We start from the raw sequence: 15875 nt of genomic DNA, 5'->3' as shown, positions 1-15875 counted from the left end.
CGTCTCTTTGTGGCCATTCCCAAAGCTATGGTGGTATGGATCAAGCATAGCCACAAAAAGACACAAGAGACACAAAATTTTGTGTATTTTGTGTCTCTTCGTGGCTATTCCCAGATCATGGGGGGTGGGGGCCACAGCCCCTCGACAGCCTGCTTGACGAACTGCCGCGACCATGGTATATTTCCCCTGTCGAAGCGGGAAAAGAGTAAGGTAAGCGTTTTTATGCTCAACGTGCGCTTTTATACCTACTTCTTTTACTTTACCAGCCCACAATTGGACTGGTCGCTTCGCATTTCCTGAAGACGCACGCAAGCACAGAGCAAGCACAAGGGGGCGCGAGGCGAACAAACCTCGCGCCCCCTCTGTTATTGCCGCGGAGGAGAGGCAATGAACGTTCGTTGTCGCGGAGTACGAGGAGCGACCACCTGTGCCGAAAACACACGTGAAGCGATTTTGGAAGCGACCCACGAATTGCTCACGTTGTTGATCGAAGCCAATGGCATCGAACCAGAAGACATCGCCAGCGCCATTTTCACTACCACCCCCGACCTCAACGCCGAATTCCCCGCGGTGGCGGCGCGGGCGATCGGATGGATCGACACCGCCTTGCTCTGCGGCCACGAAATGGCCGTGCCGGGCAGCTTGCCGCGCTGCATTCGCGTCTTGATCCACTGGAACACCACCAAACGCGCCGATGAAATTGTCCACGTCTACATCCGCGAAGCGCGCGGCTTGCGCCCCGAACGGGCCGCACTGATGAGCGCCTTCCGGGTGGCGACGCCACTGCCGCCGGAGGAACGGCCATGAGCCGCCGGCAGGTGATCGAGCCGGTGCAACGGTGCGCCGCGCCTGAGGTGACCGAGCTGCTGAGCCTCCAACGCCTGCCAGCAGCGTCGCCCGCTGATACGACCGCATGCTCTTCCCCTTGTGACGCCGGGCATACGCCCGTGGTCGCGCCAGATTCCTGTACCACTGAGGAGGATCGTTCCATGATTGTCGTGATGGAGACCGGCTCGACCCAGAGCCAAATCGAAGCGGTGTTGGCCCGGCTGCGCGAGCATAACTTGCGCGGCCATTTAACTGTCGGCGAGGAACGGACGGTGGTGGCAGTGGTGGGAGCAGCCATCCCGCCGACGCTGCGCGAAGAGTTAGAGCATTTCGATGGCGTGAAAGAGACGGTGCGGATCACGCAGCCCTACAAACTGGTGTCGCGGGAAGTCAAGCCGCACGATACCATCGTGCAGGTGGGAGATGTGAAGGTCGGCGGCGGCCATCTGGCGATCATCGCCGGCCCCTGCTCGGTCGAGAGCGAAGAGCAGATTATGGCCACGGCGCGGGCGGTGCGCGAAGCCGGCGCCAACATGTTGCGCGGCGGCGCGTTCAAGCCGCGCTCCTCGCCGTACAGCTTCCGCGGTTTGGGTGAGTATGGCTTGCAGTTGCTGGCCCAAGCCCGCGCCGAGACCGGCCTGCCAATCGTCACCGAAGTGATGACGCCGGCTGATGTCGAACTGGTGGCGAAATACGCCGACGTGTTGCAGATCGGCGCGCGCAACATGCAAAACTACCAATTGCTGGAAGAGGCCGGGCGCAGCGGCATGCCGGTGCTGCTCAAGCGCGGCTTGTCGGCGACGATCGAAGAGTGGCTGCTCTCGGCGGAATACATCATCGCGCAGGGCAACCCCAACATCATCCTCTGCGAACGCGGCATCCGCACCTTCGAGACCGCCACCCGCAACACGCTCGATCTCAACGCGGTCGCGGTGGTCAAGAAACGCTCGCACCTGCCGGTGATCGTCGATCCTAGCCACGGCACCGGCAAATGGTATCTGGTGCCGCCGTTAACGCTGGCCGCCATCGCGTCGGGGGCCGATGGCGTGATCATCGAAGTGCATCCCGACCCCGATCGGGCCAAATCGGATGGCGGCCAATCGCTCAATCACGAGAATTTCATGAACCTGATGCCAAAACTGCGCGCGGTAGCCAAGGTGGTTGGGAGCAATTGGTGATTGCGAGGCCCAACCGGGTGGCGGTGACAGCAGTGCGGTGACGGCAGGCAATTTGTAGAGACGCACGGTCGTGCGTCTCCAGCCGGCGGGCAGCGATGGCAATACGTAGAGACGCACGGTCGTGCGTCTCCAGCCGGCGGGCAGCGATGGCAATACGTAGAGACGCACGGCCGTGCGTCTCCAGCCGGCAGACAGCGATAGCCGTGCGTCTCCGCCATGCGACGCATTGCCCGCCATGTCACAGCGTGGTACAATGATTTGACGAGATCAGGAAACGTCACCGATTCATACCTTTCATACCTTGAGCGAGGCAGTATGGAAAAATCGACGTGGACGACGAAGGTGGGGCTGGCGCAGATGCTGAAGGGTGGCGTGATTATGGATGTGGTCACCCCTGAGCAAGCGCGTATCGCCGAAGAAGCCGGCGCGGTGGCAGTGATGGCGCTCGAACGAGTGCCGGCTGACATTCGCGCGCAGGGTGGCGTCGCCCGCATGAGCGATCCGGAGCTGATTCTGGCGATCAAGCAGGCCGTCACCATTCCCGTGATGGCGAAAGCGCGGATCGGTCACTTCGTCGAGGCGCAAGTGTTGGAGGCGATCGGCGTCGATTATATTGACGAGAGCGAAGTGCTGACGCCGGCTGACGAAGAGCATCACATCAACAAGCACAAGTTCCGGGTGCCGTTTGTGTGCGGCTGCCGCAATCTGGGCGAGGCGCTGCGCCGGGTGGCCGAAGGCGCGGCGATGCTGCGCACCAAGGGCGAGGCGGGCACCGGCAACGTGGTCGAGGCGGTGCGCCATGCCCGCGCGGTGTACAGCGAAATCCGCCGCTTGCAGTCGATGAACGAAGACGAGCTGTTTACCTACGCTAAGCAGATTCAGGCGCCCTACGAGCTGGTCAAGCAGGTGGCCGCCGAAGGCAAGCTGCCGGTAGTCAACTTCGCGGCGGGCGGCATTGCCACGCCGGCTGACGCGGCCCTGCTGATGCAGTTGGGGGTTGATGGCATCTTCGTCGGTTCGGGCATCTTCAAGAGCGGCGATCCGGTCAAGCGGGCGCGGGCGATTGTCGAAGCGACCACGCACTACAACGATCCGGAGATCATCGCCGAGGTGAGCAAGGGCCTTGGCGAGGCCATGGTTGGGATCAACATCGATCAGATTCCCGCCGAGCAGTTGATGGCGCGGCGCGGGTGGTAGCAGGAGGCGGGCGGGGCGTTCCCGCCCGCGCACAGAACCGTATGACAGTTGGCGTGTTAGCCCTGCAGGGCGATTTTCGTGAACACTGCGCGGTCTTGCGCCGGATCGGCGTCGAGCCGGTCGAGGTGCGCTTGCCGCGCCAGCTTGCCCGCGTCGAGCGGCTGATCATTCCCGGCGGCGAAAGCACGACGATCGGGCGGCTGTTGGTGATGTACCAGATGTTGGAACCGATCCGCGAGCGGGCCGGTCGCGATTTAGCGATTTGGGGCACCTGCGCTGGCGCTATCTTGCTGGCCAACGAGGTGGTTGGCCAAAAGCAGGGCGGCCAACCGGCGATTGGCGCAATGAATCTCACCATTCAGCGCAATGCCTACGGCAGCCAGCTCGACAGCTTTGAGGCGCCGATCACGATGCCGATCATCGGCGAAGCGCCGCTCCCCGGCGTCTTTATCCGCGCACCGCGCATCGTGGCGCTCGGTCAAGGGTGCGAGGCGGTTGGTTGGTTAGAGGACGGCAGCGTGGTAGCTGCCCGCCAAGGTCGTTTACTGGCGACCACGTTCCATCCTGAGTTGACCGGTGATGATCGGGTTCACCGGCTCTTTCTGGAATTATGATACGAACCGTGACGCCGGGCGATCTCTGGTCGCTCCGGCGGAAACCTCGCTACCAACAGGTGCTCTACACCGAACGACTGTTGGCGTATAGCCACCGGCCGCTTTGGTTTGCGTTGCAGAGCATGCTGGCCGGCAACCATCGCGAGCGGATGACGCTGGTGCTGGCCGAACGGGGCGGGTTTGCGTTGGCGCAGGCGATGGGCCGGCTGGGCCGGCCCGAACAAGATGTGATCTATCTAGCGACCAACGGCACGCGCAGCGAGCAGACTCCCAGCGATTACGAACTCTGGTTTCACCTGTTGCACCGGCTCTGCGCTGATGCGGCGCAGCATTCGGTGCAGCGCCTCTATGCGGCCTTGCCGAGCCAACACAACGAGTTGCGCGAAATCTTTCGCCAAGTCGGCTTTCAAGCCTATACCCATCGCCAGATTTTGCACCTGTCGGGGCCGGATTGGGATCAGGGCACCCGGCTGGCGCCGATGCGGGCGCAATCGCGGCGCGACCATTGGGCGATCCACAAGCTGTATGGCACCGTAGCGCCGCATCTCGTGCAACAGGCGGAAGTGCGCAATGCGCGCCATTGGACGCTCTACCAGCCGTATTCGCTCGTGCGCCGGCAGGCGTGGGTGCTAGGGCCGGATGATGATCTGGCGGCTTACTTGCGCTTGCTCAGCGGGCCGAGCGGTCACGTCTTTTCGTTGCTGATCCGGCCTGATGCGCGCGAACAGGTGGTGGATATTTTGCGGTTCGGGCTGGCCCAGCTCAGTGATAGCCGGCCGGTCTATCTCATCTTGCGCGAGTACCAGCAAGAGTTGTTTGAACCGGCGATGCGGTTGGGTTTTCAACCGGTAGGTGAGCAAATCTTACTCGTTAAGCATACGGTGGTGCCGATTCGCCGCACGGTGCTGGCCCCCTCGTTGGAAGTGGGGCTTGAGCCGCGGGTGTCGGTGCGCCGGTATGCATGGCCCCCAACAGTGCGGGAGGAGCGCTAAGCGGTTATGGCTGTGACCGATACGACCAACGATATTCAACTTTTGTTAGCGACACTGCCGCCGGCGATCCGGGAGGCGATTCAGAAAGCCAACGATCAGGATAATCTGCTCGAAATCGTGATGGATCTCGGCCGGTTGCCGGAAGCGCGCTATCGTGGTCATGAGTTGTTCTTAAGCGATCGGGAAGTGACCGCCGAAGATATCAATTACGTGATCGCGCGCATCGGCGAGTTTGGCGAGGACAACCGCGCTGGCATTCCCCGCACCCTCCACCGCATTTCCGGCATTCGCAACCGCCGCGGCGTGGTGATTGGGCTGACCTGTCGCGTGGGTCGTGCCGTGTATGGCACGGTTGATATTATTCGCGATCTGGTGGAAACTGGGCAAAGCATTCTGTTGCTGGGCAAGCCGGGCACTGGCAAGACGACGCTCTTGCGCGAGACGGCGCGGGTGCTGGGTGACGAGTTGCGCAAGCGGGTGGTGATTGTTGATACCTCGAATGAGATTGCCGGCGATGGCGATATTCCCCACCCCGGCATCGGGCGGGCGCGCCGGATGCAGGTGCCGCGTCCCGCCGAACAGCACAATGTGATGATTGAGGCGGTCGAGAATCACATGCCCGAAGTGATTGTGATTGACGAAATCGGCACCGAGCTGGAAGCAGCGGCGGCGCGCACCATCGCCGAGCGCGGCGTGCAGTTGGTGGGCACGGCCCACGGCAATACCCTCGATAACCTGATGGTCAACCCGACTCTCTCTGATCTGGTGGGCGGGATCCAAGCGGTGACGTTGGGTGATGAAGAGGCGCGCCGGCGCGGCACCCAAAAGACGGTGCTGGAACGGAAAGCGCCGCCGACCTTCAGCATTTTGGTTGAGATTCAGTCGTGGGATAGCGTGACCGTCTACCCCGATGTGGCAGCGGCGGTTGATGCAATCTTGCGCGGCGAAGAGCCGCCGTGCGAGCAACGCTTCCGCGAGCCGAACGGGACGGTGCGGCGCGAACCAGTGCGGCGCGCGCCGATCGATGCGCCGGCGTTTGGCGGGCGGCGGGGGCGCGGCGGGCGTGATCAGGCGCAGATGGGGGCGAGCGGCCCGCGCTTGCGCGACCGCAACGGCAATGCCGCGGCAGCGACCACGGTGCCGCCGCAGCGCATCTTCCCGTTTGGCGTCAGCCGGAACCGGTTGCAGAACGCGATCGAACGGCTGCGGGTGCCGGCGGTGATTGTGCGCGATATGAAAGACGCCACGTTGGTCATGACGCTCAAGAACTACTACCGGCAAAGCTCGCAACAACTGCGGCAGGCCGAAGAGCAGGGCGTGCCGGTCTACGTGCTGCGCAACAACACGATTACCCAGATGGAACGGCAACTGGCGCAGGTCTTCCAGTTGCGCGAGGTGGTGGACGAGGAACCCGAACCGCCGCGCGGCGATTCGACGATCGAAGAGGCGTTGCTGGAGACCGAGCAGGCAATTACCCAAGTGATCAGCGGCGAGCGCAATGCGGTAGAATTGACCCCGCGCAGCAGTTACATTCGGCGCTTGCAACATCAGATGGCCGACCGCTACAATTTGCGCTCAGAGAGCCGCGGCGACGATCCGAACCGGCGGGTGAAGATCTTCCGGTAGCGGGATCGGTAGCGGCATTGCATCGCAATGCCGCTACCATACACGATGGCTCATCGACAGATTGGCAAAGATCGGCTATCCTTAACGAAGGGTAAACCGAGATTGCTGGTGACGCTGTCATGCATCAAGGTCTGTTTATTACATTTGAAGGGCCAGAGGGGGCCGGCAAGAGCACGCAAGCTCGCCGTCTCTATGAACGCCTGCAAGCGGCGGGCTATCCGGTGATTCTCACCCGCGAACCGGGCGGGACGCGGATCGGCGAGTTGATCCGCCGGATTTTGGTTGATCTGCGCCATACCGAAATGGCGCCTACCACTGAGACCTTGTTGTTTTCGGCGGCGCGCGCGCAATTGGTCAGCGAGTTGATCCGGCCCTATCTCGCTACCGGCGGGATTGTGATTTGTGACCGCTATGCCGATTCGACGTTTGCGTATCAGGGGTACGGCCTTGGCCGCGATCTCGATGAGCTGCGCGCGATTACGGCAGTGGCAACCGGCGGGCTGAAGCCGGATTTGACCTTCTATCTGCGGATCGACGTGGAAGTTGGTTTGCAGCGCAAGCGCGCCGGGCGCGAGCGGCCAGAAGCCAACAGTGGCCAGCCGGTGGAATGGAACCGGCTCGATGCGCGCGATCTTGCCTACCATCAGCGGGTGGCCCAAGGGTTTGCCGAGCTGATGGCCCAAGAGCCGGAACGCTGGTATGCGCTCGATGCCGACCAGCCGCTTGACGTGTTGGCCGAACAGATCTGGCAAGCGGTGACGCCGCGCTTGGCCCGGATTACGCCGATTGCCGCGCAAGGAAGCGCGGATTGACATCGTTAGGGTGAAGAGCATGCGCCTAATTCTGGCTGTCGTCCAGTCCCAAGACGCGACGAATCTCGTCGAAGCGCTGACCGAGCATGGCTACCGGGTGACGCGCCTGAGTAGCCAAGGCGGGTTTTTGCGCGAAGGCAACGTGACCTTGCTGCTGAGCGTTGAGGATCAGCAGGTCAATCCGGTGATTAACATCATTCGCGAACATTGTTCGACGCGCACGCGCTACGTCTCGCCGATGCCGCCGATCGCCGAGTCGGGTGAGTTTTACCCGCCGGCGCCGTTAGAGGTGCAGGTAGGCGGGGCGACGGTGTTTGTCTTGCGCGCGCAGACGCGCAAGTTGTAACGTATGGAAGCAATACAAGAATTTTTGGCGAATATTCTGCCGCTGGTGCGCCTTGGCGCAATCTTTTTGGGCGCGTATGCGGTGTTGCTCTGGGCAGCGTCGGTGTTGTGGGCTTACCGTGATATTCGCCGCCGCACCGAAGATATCTCGGTGCAGGTGCTGGCAGTCGGTATCGTGTTGCTGCTGCCCTTCCTCGGCATTCCGCTGCATCTGATCTTGCGCCCGCCGCAAACGTTGGCCGAGAAATACGAGCGCACCTTGGAAGAAGAGTTCCTGCGCCGCGATCTCGAAGAGCAATTCGTCTGCCCCGAATGCCAGCGTCCCATCGAACCCGATTTCATCCTGTGCCCGCACTGCCATACCCAGTTGCGCCGGCGCTGTGACTCGTGCCAGAAGGTGATCGATCTGACGTGGCGGATTTGCCCGTACTGTGGCCATTCCCACGCCGGCAGCGCGCCGACGGTGCGCGCGGATGCGTACCCGATCGCGCCGCCGGTAGAGGTTAGCCGGCAATGAAGGTTCCCGCAATTACCGATGTGCAAGGGGTTGTCGTCGGCCACGCCGCCGATGCTGAGGCGCTGACCGGGGTGACGGTCGTGCTGACGCCAGATGGTGCAGTTGCTGGCGTGGATGTGCGCGGCGGCGCTCCCGGCACCCGCGAGACCGATCTGCTCGATCCGGTGAATCTGGTGCAGCAGGTCAATGCGGTGGTCTTGACCGGCGGCAGCGCGTTTGGCTTGGCTGCCGCCACTGGGGTCGTGTCGTGGCTGCACGAGCGTGGCTATGGCTTCGATGTGGGTCTCACCAAAGTGCCGATTGTGCCGGCGGCGGTGATCTTCGATTTAGGTGTGGGCCGGGCCGATGTATGGCCCGATGCGACGATGGGGTACGCAGCCTGCATAGCCGCCGAGGCCAGTGTGGCCGAGGGCAGTGTTGGGGCCGGGATCGGCGCGACGGTCGGCAAAGTGGGTGGCATGGCCACCGCGATGCGCGGCGGCGTCGGCACGTGGAGCGAGACGCTGGCGAATGGGGTGACGGTAGGGGCGTTGGTAGTGGTCAACGCCTTCGGCGATGTGGTTGACGAGCAAGGCCGGATTGTCGCCGGCGCGCGCGGCCCCGGCCAGTCGTTGATCGGCACCGGTGCGCTCTTGCGCAGTGGCGTGGCTCGCCAGTCGTTTGCCGATGCTACTGGCCAGAATACAACGATCGCCGTGGTCGCCACCGATGCCCGCCTCGACAAAGCCGCCGCAACCCGGCTGGCCATCATGGCCCAAGACGGCTTGGCCCGCGCGATTCGCCCGGCCCACTCGCCGTTCGATGGTGATACCGTGTTCGCGCTGGCCACCGGCATCTACGACGCGCCGCCGTTAGTGACGCTCGGCGCAGTGGCAGCCGATGTACTGGCCACCGCGATCGTGCGCGCCGTGCAGATGGCCACCGCCGTGGCCGGTATTCCGGCCGCGCGCGATGTAGCGACGCCGTGACATCGCATGTAAAAGCGCAAGGTACGCGCGTTTGGATCATAGGCTGGCGCTATTCTATGGAGTGCGGCAGTGAAACTGCCGCACTCCATACAACGCCGCTTGTCATTGCGAGCCGAGCGGTCGGGGCAGAGCCGCGCTCTGCCCGCCGCGAGGCGAAGCAATCTCCTCCTTCAGCGGGAGCAGCAGCTTTGAGGCAGCACCTGCGCTGAAGCGGGAGATTGCTTCGGGGGCTGCGCACCCTCGCAATGACAAGAGGGGAGCGGGAGGAACCCGCTGCGGCATAGCGCGCGCTGAAGCGGGAGATTGCTTCGGGCGCTGCGCGCCCTCGCAATGACAAGAGGGGAGCGGGATGCGTGCGCTGAGGCATGACGGGCGCTCAAGCGGGAGATTGCTTCGGGGGCCGCCGCTCCCTCGCAATGACAAGCGGGGAGCGGGAGAGTGCTGCGGGGGATCGGCCTCCAGCCGCGCGGGGCCGCCGCTCCCTCGCAATGACAAGCGAGGAGCGGGAGGAACCCGCTGAGGCCTTGCCTGTTACGGCACATTACTGGCTTATCAATCAACCATAAAGTACTCGCCATGAAGCGTTTCATATTCTTGCTAACGGCCCTGTTTGCGTTTGTGCTCGTTGCTGGCTGTGAAGTGCGGGTGAATGAACCGGCGCCAACTGCCCCAGCAGTGATGTCTCTTGTCGAAACGACCCCTACCACGGTGCGCGAACAGGTGTTGCGCATCGGGTTGGTGAATGAGCCGCCCGATCTGTTCCCCTACCACAGCACCCCCGCTGACGAACGCATCACCGGCGCATTAGCTGAATTACTCTTTCCCGCGCCGCTGTTGCCGGTTGATTTCACGTGGCAAACGACTGGGGTGTTAACGCGGGCGCCGGATTTTGCCAATGGCGATGTGGTCACGTCAACTGTCACCGTCTTCCGCGATGCGTTGGGGCAGATCAGCGAAACTCCGACCGAGACGACCGATGAAGTGACGCAGGTGAGCGTCATCTTCCGCTGGAATCCGGCCTTGCGCTGGTCGGACGGCACGCCGGTGACGGCGGCGGACTCGGTGTTCGCCTACGAACTGGCCCAACAGATCGATCTCGGTCAAGCGGCAAACAGCCGCTTGGCGATGATCGAACGCTACGAGCAGATCGATGAGCACACGACGCGGGCGGTGTTGCGGCCCGATGTGACTGATCCCTCGTATCTGACCAGTTTTTGGACGCCGTTGCCGCGCCATGTGCTGGCGGATATGGATCCGCAACGGATCATGCAAAGTGAATTCGTCCGCAAACCGGTGAGTTATGGGCCGTACATGGTCAGCGCCTTCGATGGCGGCTCGCTTGAGTTGGTGCGCAATCCGCATTATGCGGGGCCGGCGGTGCCGTTTGAGCGGATTATTGTCGCGTTTCGCAAAGATCCGCAGCAATTGGTGGAACTCGTGCGCGGCGGCGGGATTGATCTGGCCTTCATCGAACAGCCGGTGCCGGATTTACTCTCTCAACTTGTACAGAGCGCCGCACAGGGGGAATTTCAGCTTGCCACCTCCCCCAACACGATCTGGGAACATCTCGACTTTAATCTTGATGTGCCGTTGTTGCAGGATATTCGCGTGCGGCGAGCGATTGCGTACGCGATTAACCGTCCACAGATTGTCGAGCAGTTGTTGGGGGGCAAGAGCAATGTCTTAGAGAGTTGGGTATTGCCGGGCCAGCTTGGCTACCCGCCGCTCGATCAGATCACCCGCTACCCGTATAACCTCGACGAGGCGCGCCGCTTGCTCGATGAAGCGAACTTGATCGATACCGATGGCGATGGCTGGCGCGAGCACGATGGCTTGCCAGTCCTGCTGTCGTTAGTAACCAGCGCCAATTCGCCGTTGCGCGAAGCAGTCGCGCGGCAGATAGCGTCTGATCTAGAGCAGATTGGCGTGCAGGTTGAGGTGGCGCAATTGCCGTCGAGCGAATTGTACAGCACTGATGGCCCGCTCTACCAGCGCACCTTCCAATTGGCCTTGTTTGGCTGGGTGGCTGGGCCGCACCCGCGTGGTTGGGAGTTGTGGAGTTGCGCGGGGGTGCCGAGTGAAGCCAACAATTGGACGGGGAATAATTTTGCTGGTTGGTGTTTCTTCGAGGCGAACGAGGCGATTAATACGGCGACCACCTCGCTCGATCCCGAAGAGCAGAAGAATGCCTACCTCCGGCAACAGCAACTGTTTACCCAAGAGTTGCCGGCGTTGCCGCTCTTCCAGCGGATTGATGCGCTGGTGGCCCGGCAGGGGTTGACGGGTTGGCGACTGAACCCTACAGCGCCGTTTACGTGGAATATCAGTGAGTGGCGCGAGGGCGAGTAACGCCAAGGCGCAGAGGATTACATGCCAAGGCGCGAAGGCGCAGAGGAACGCAGAGGATTACACGCCAAGGCGCGAAGGCGCAGAGGAACGCAGAGGATTACACGCCAAGGCGCGAAGGCGCAGAGGAACGCAGGGCGTTACACGCCAAGACGCGAAGGCGCAGAGGGTTTGTTGTTGTGGTTCTTACCGCCCTCGGCAGCCCCCATCCAATGCCCTTTGCGTTCTCTGCGATCTCTGCGTCTTTGCGTTTAAACCCTCTGCGCCTTTGCTCGCTTTGCGTCTTCAAGATTCCCAGAACGGCTTGGCCCACCCGCGGCGGGCAATCTCGGCGCGCAGGTCAAGCATCGCGGTGTAGGTCGGTAGAATGGCGAGGGTTTCGCCGGCGGGCAACGCCGCCAACGCCGCATCGAGCGCTGCCGGCAGATCGTCGATCACGGTCATGGTCTCGGCGGCGACGCCAGCATAGTCGAGCCGCAGCGCCATATCGGCGGCGCGAGTGCCGCTGACCGTGACGCGGGCCACCTTTCCGGCCAACGGCTCGAAATCGGCATCCCACAGCCACGACACGTCGGTGCCATCGGCGAAGCGGTCATTGATCGCGATCAGCACATGCAACGGTTTGGTCGTCGCCGTGGTCAACATGCGCACCGTCTCTGACGCTCCCACCGGATTTTTAATCAGCGCAATCAGCATCGGCGGGCCGCCGGGGCCGGCGTTGATCCGCTCGATGCGGCCAAAGGCGGCGCGGAAGGCAGCGAGGGCGGCGCTGATTGTGGCCGGCGCAACGCCGAGCGCCAAGGCGGCGGCGGTGGCGGCCAGCGCATTCTGCGCGTTGTAGAGGCCGGGCAACGGCAGACGAATGCTCAAACTGCCGGCAGGGTGGTCGATTTGCAGTTCGCTGCCGTCTAACCCCTGCGGTTCTAACACCGTTAACGCCACCTGCGGATCGGGCCGGCGCTGGCCGCACTGCGGGCAGGCGTAATGGCCGATGTGGGCATAGAAGAGATGCCGGTATTCGTAGCGGTGGCCGCAGGCGTGGCAGAATTGCGAATCGGCGATGTGAGTGGCGGCGGCGGCGGCGTGGCGGCTATCTTCCAACCCAAACGCGAAGGTGCGGGCGGTCAGGTTGCGGGCAATCGCAGCAATTGCCGGATCGTCGGCGTTGAAGACCACGGTGCTCGTGGCCGGCAATGTTTGCAAGGCTTTGCGCCAATGTCCGGCAATGGTGTCGATCTCGCCGTAACGGTCGAGTTGGTCGCGAAATAGATTGAGCAACACAACGAGGCGGGGCCGGGTCTCGGCAATTGCTTGCGGCAAGGCTGCCTCGTCGGTCTCGAACAGGGCGCGGCGGGCGCGGGGACGGCCACGCCAATCGGTGCCGGCAATCGCGACGGTGGTTAGGCCGGGCAGTAGATTGGCGCCGGCGCGATTGTGCAAGAGCGGTTCGCCGGTCTGCTCAAGGATGGCCGCGAGCATGCGGCTGGTGGTGGTTTTGCCGTTGGTGCCAGCGACGAGGATCACACCGGCGGGCAGAGCGGCGCAGATCGTGGTCAAGATAGCCGGGTCAAGCGAACGGGCGACTTGGCCGGGCAACGTGGTGCCGCCGCCGAGCCGCAGGCGGCGCGAGAGCGTGCCGGCGGCGCGGGCTAAGGTGATGGCGGCAGTGGTGCGGAGTTGGTTCATAGGTTTGGTATGGACTGGATCAACGATTGATGAATGTCGTTTGTTGGCTGCGCATCTTTCCTGCTATTGCCTTCCTCCCGGCCTCTCTCCGCTGGTGTCTGATCCGGAACCCGGCCCTGAAGGGCCGGGCTATAGTTACGAAGCCCACTACGCGGGCTGATAGCCCTCACCCCCAACCCCTCTCCCACTGGCGCGGGAGAGGGGAGCGCAAAGCCGGGTGTTGAGGCATTGCACAGCGATCAGCAGTCGTAACCGGCCAGATGTTCTTCCTGACCATCAATCCCGCTGGGGAGCAGGAGGCAGACTCCCTCCCCCAGAGGGGGAGGGCTTGGATGGGGGCAACATCCCACCAAAACCTCTGCGAACTCTGCGTTCTTCGCGTCTTTGCGTTAACCGCTTTGCGTTCTCTGCGGAGCCGGACAGCCGTCCGGCTTTACAGCGCCGTTACTTTAACCCGGCCTTGCGCAACGCGGCAGCGAGCGGGTTATCGTCGTCTTCATCATCGTCGCCGCTGCTGGCAAACAGGGTCGCTTCCGGCGGCGGTTCATCCTCCGCTTCGTCATCGAGATCATCATCTTCCCAATTGAGGGCCAAATTCTCGGCCCCGGCCAGCGCAATGATATCATCAACGCTAAACAGCATCAGGTTAACCTGATCGTCACTCGCGGAACGCGCGGCCAAATCCTCAATCCGCTGCACCTGCGGCAACGCCGCCAACACTTCGTCAAGCGGTTCGGGCCGGCGCGGCGGCGGGCGGTCGCTCGCCATCAGCGCATCGGCGGCGGCGCTATCGGCGGGGATGCCGGTATCCACCAGCAGAATCGTCACCCCCACCCGGTGGAAGAGCAGGTGCAGAATCTGGCGCGTCTCGTTGAGTTGGGCGACGGCGCGGCGGATAGCGCTAGCGGTGCGGCTAGCTTTAATCTCAAACACCCACGCCACGCCATCGATGATTGCCAGCGCGTCGAGTTCGCGATACTTAATCTGCGCCGTGCGGTGGCGGCGCTCTTCGTATTCGAGAATGCGGCGCTCGTCGAGCGGCAACTGGGCCGCCAACCAATCGCGTAACGCCGCTTCGGCCTGCCCGCCGAAGATATCGCGCTGGCGCGGTGGGCGGATGGCCTTCTGGTTCTTGCGTTGCAGCTTAAACTTCTCAACGTGAGCTTGGTAACGACGGTCGTCTTCGGTCGTCAACCGCGCGCGTGCATAACTGATCGCCATCTACCCCTGCCTTCCCAATTCGACCGAACGGCGATACGCGGCCCAGATCGCATCGGCCAGCACGGTGCGCAACCCGCCGCGTTCGAGTTCGCTCAGCGCCGCGGCGCTGGTGCCGCCGGGTGACGTAACCGCATTGCGCAATTGGGCCGGGTGCATCCCGCTCTGCATGGCATACTGCACCGAGCCAAGCATCGTCTGTTGCACTAGCTCTTCGGCGATGCGGCGCGACAAACCGAGATGGACGCCGGCGTCGATCATGGCTTCCATCATCAAAAAGACATACGCCGGCCCGGTGCCGTTAATCGCTGTCGCCATATCGAGATAGGTTTCCGTATCGACGTACAGCTCGCGCCCCAACGCACCCAGCACCGTCGCCGCCCAACCGCGCTGGCGTTCGGTGACCGCGGGAGCCGCCGTCCACACCGTCATGCCGCAGCCAATCTGAGCCGGCGTATTCGGCATACTGCGCACCACTGCCGGGTGGTCAAGCGCCTCGGCGAAGGAGGCGATCGTCGCGCCGGCGATGACCGAAATCACCAAATCCTCATCGCGGATCGCACCGCGCAACGGTGGCAACACCCGCCGCAACTGCTGCGGTTTGACGGCGAAGATCACCACCCGGCCCCACTTAGCCGCTTCGAGATTGTCGTGAGTAGTGCGAATGTGGTAGCGCTGGGCGAGGTCGCGCCGGCGCTCTTCGCGAGGGTGGCTGGCGAGAATCTGATCGGCGGCGACCAACTCGTTGCGCAATAAACCACCGATAATGGCTTCACCCATCGCACCGGCGCCGATCACGGCAATTGGCAAATCTGCGAGCATACTTTCTGACCTGTACAGCGAGCCGGTCGCTCTTCCAGCGCGCGACCGGCGACACGAATGCTTCTGTGCGGTATGATACCATAGAGGGCGGCACAATTGCGGCAAGAGTCGTTTAGGCCGTCGGGCAGCCGCTATTCGTTTGTCATTGCGAGCGGAGCGGTTGGATGGCCCCTCCCCCACCTTGCGGCGAGAGAGGCGGAGCCGCAGGATGAGAGGGCATAGCCACAAAAAGACGCAAAAGGCACAACATATTTTGTGGCGCGTGGGATGCTTTTTGGCTGTAACCTCCCCTCCCCCAGCGGGGGAGGGGTTGGGGGTGGGGGCAACGAAGGGCAGCACCGGCGCTGATCCCCGGCCTTTTAGGGCCGGACTAGGGGTACGAAGTCTGCTGCACGGCAATACAAGCGCGTTATCATGGAGTGCGGCAGTCACACTGCCGCACATCGCCAAAACACGAGACCGCGGCAGTGAAACTGCCGCACTCCATCCAACGCTCTGGCTGTCATTGCGCGCAGAGCGGTCGGGGCAGGCCCCGCTGCGCAGCGAAGCAATCTCCTGCGAGCACGGGAGAAGTGCATTGAGGCATGGCGGGCGCTGAAGCGGGAGATTGCTTCGGTCGGGCGGCCCCAGCCACGCTGGGGCCGCCACTCCCTCGCAATGACAATAGGGGAGCGGGAGATTGCTGCGGGGGCTACATCCCCTCGCAATGACAAGAGGGGAGCGGGA

At 62.8% G+C, this 15875-nt stretch carries 15 protein-coding genes; 12 read left to right on the top strand and 3 right to left on the bottom strand.

Going from position 1 to position 15875, the window contains the following annotated elements:
* The 12 genes from A6A03_RS20740 to A6A03_RS15600 form a co-directional block, all read left to right on the top strand.
* Positions 1-300, top strand: a 300-nt coding sequence (locus tag A6A03_RS20740; protein ID WP_216636356.1) for a hypothetical protein, incomplete at its 5' end; no start/stop codon positions are given.
* Between the two features lie 87 nt (positions 301-387).
* Complete coding sequence (aroH, locus tag A6A03_RS15650) at positions 388-807, top strand: chorismate mutase (protein ID WP_066790148.1); 420 nt, start codon at positions 388-390, stop codon at positions 805-807.
* Positions 804-2006 carry a 3-deoxy-7-phosphoheptulonate synthase gene (gene aroF, locus A6A03_RS15645; RefSeq protein ID WP_245669020.1) on the top strand — a complete coding sequence of 401 codons (1203 nt, stop codon included), beginning with the start codon at positions 804-806 and terminating at the stop codon, positions 2004-2006. Before aroH ends, aroF begins: the two co-directional genes overlap by 4 nt.
* A gap of 315 nt (positions 2007-2321) precedes the next feature.
* Positions 2322-3203, top strand: a complete 882-nt coding sequence (gene pdxS, locus A6A03_RS15640) for a pyridoxal 5'-phosphate synthase lyase subunit PdxS (RefSeq protein WP_066790144.1) — start codon at positions 2322-2324, stop codon at positions 3201-3203.
* A gap of 41 nt (positions 3204-3244) precedes the next feature.
* Positions 3245-3817, top strand: a complete 573-nt coding sequence (gene pdxT / locus A6A03_RS15635; protein ID WP_066790142.1) for a pyridoxal 5'-phosphate synthase glutaminase subunit PdxT — start codon at positions 3245-3247, stop codon at positions 3815-3817.
* Positions 3814-4809, top strand: coding sequence for a hypothetical protein (locus tag A6A03_RS15630; RefSeq protein ID WP_066790139.1), 996 nt, complete (start codon positions 3814-3816; stop codon positions 4807-4809). The genes pdxT and A6A03_RS15630 overlap by 4 nt, the downstream gene beginning before the upstream one ends.
* Before the next feature lie 6 nt (positions 4810-4815).
* Positions 4816-6435, top strand: a complete 1620-nt coding sequence (locus A6A03_RS15625; RefSeq protein ID WP_066790137.1) for a R3H domain-containing nucleic acid-binding protein — start codon at positions 4816-4818, stop codon at positions 6433-6435.
* Positions 6436-6554: 119 nt separating this feature from the next.
* Positions 6555-7247: a dTMP kinase gene (tmk, locus tag A6A03_RS15620; RefSeq protein ID WP_066790135.1), complete on the top strand. Its 693-nt coding sequence runs from the start codon at positions 6555-6557 to the stop codon at positions 7245-7247.
* Positions 7248-7266: 19 nt separating this feature from the next.
* On the top strand, positions 7267-7593 hold the full coding sequence (locus tag A6A03_RS15615) for a cyclic-di-AMP receptor (RefSeq protein ID WP_015941657.1): 327 nt from the start codon (positions 7267-7269) through the stop codon (positions 7591-7593).
* A gap of 3 nt (positions 7594-7596) precedes the next feature.
* Positions 7597-8109, top strand: coding sequence for a zinc ribbon domain-containing protein (locus tag A6A03_RS15610; RefSeq protein ID WP_066790133.1), 513 nt, complete (start codon positions 7597-7599; stop codon positions 8107-8109).
* On the top strand, positions 8106-9077 hold the full coding sequence (locus tag A6A03_RS15605) for a P1 family peptidase (RefSeq protein ID WP_066790132.1): 972 nt from the start codon (positions 8106-8108) through the stop codon (positions 9075-9077). Before A6A03_RS15610 ends, A6A03_RS15605 begins: the two co-directional genes overlap by 4 nt.
* Positions 9078-9653: 576 nt before the next feature.
* On the top strand, positions 9654-11426 hold the full coding sequence (locus tag A6A03_RS15600; protein WP_066790131.1) for a peptide ABC transporter substrate-binding protein: 1773 nt from the start codon (positions 9654-9656) through the stop codon (positions 11424-11426).
* A gap of 282 nt (positions 11427-11708) precedes the next feature.
* Here A6A03_RS15600 and A6A03_RS15595 read toward each other — a convergent pair whose 3' ends face one another.
* The 3 genes from A6A03_RS15595 to proC all read right to left on the bottom strand — a co-directional run bounded on the left by A6A03_RS15595 (position 11709) and on the right by proC (position 15149).
* Complete coding sequence (locus A6A03_RS15595) at positions 11709-13109, bottom strand: Mur ligase family protein (RefSeq protein ID WP_066790130.1); 1401 nt, start codon at positions 13107-13109, stop codon at positions 11709-11711.
* A gap of 444 nt (positions 13110-13553) precedes the next feature.
* The gene (locus tag A6A03_RS15590) at positions 13554-14330 is read right to left on the bottom strand and encodes a hypothetical protein (RefSeq protein WP_066790128.1); all 777 of its coding nucleotides are present in this window, start codon (positions 14328-14330) and stop codon (positions 13554-13556) included.
* Positions 14331-15149, bottom strand: coding sequence for a pyrroline-5-carboxylate reductase (gene proC / locus A6A03_RS15585; protein ID WP_066790126.1), 819 nt, complete (start codon positions 15147-15149; stop codon positions 14331-14333). It abuts the gene before it with no gap.
* Positions 15150-15875 lie beyond the last annotated feature (726 nt).

Origin of the sequence: Chloroflexus islandicus, assembly GCF_001650695.1 — a bacterium.
In the GTDB taxonomy this organism is placed as follows: Bacteria; Chloroflexota; Chloroflexia; order Chloroflexales; family Chloroflexaceae; genus Chloroflexus; species Chloroflexus islandicus.
The sequence above is the reverse complement of the archived record's forward strand: the minus strand, read 5'-3'. Positions and strand labels throughout refer to the sequence as shown.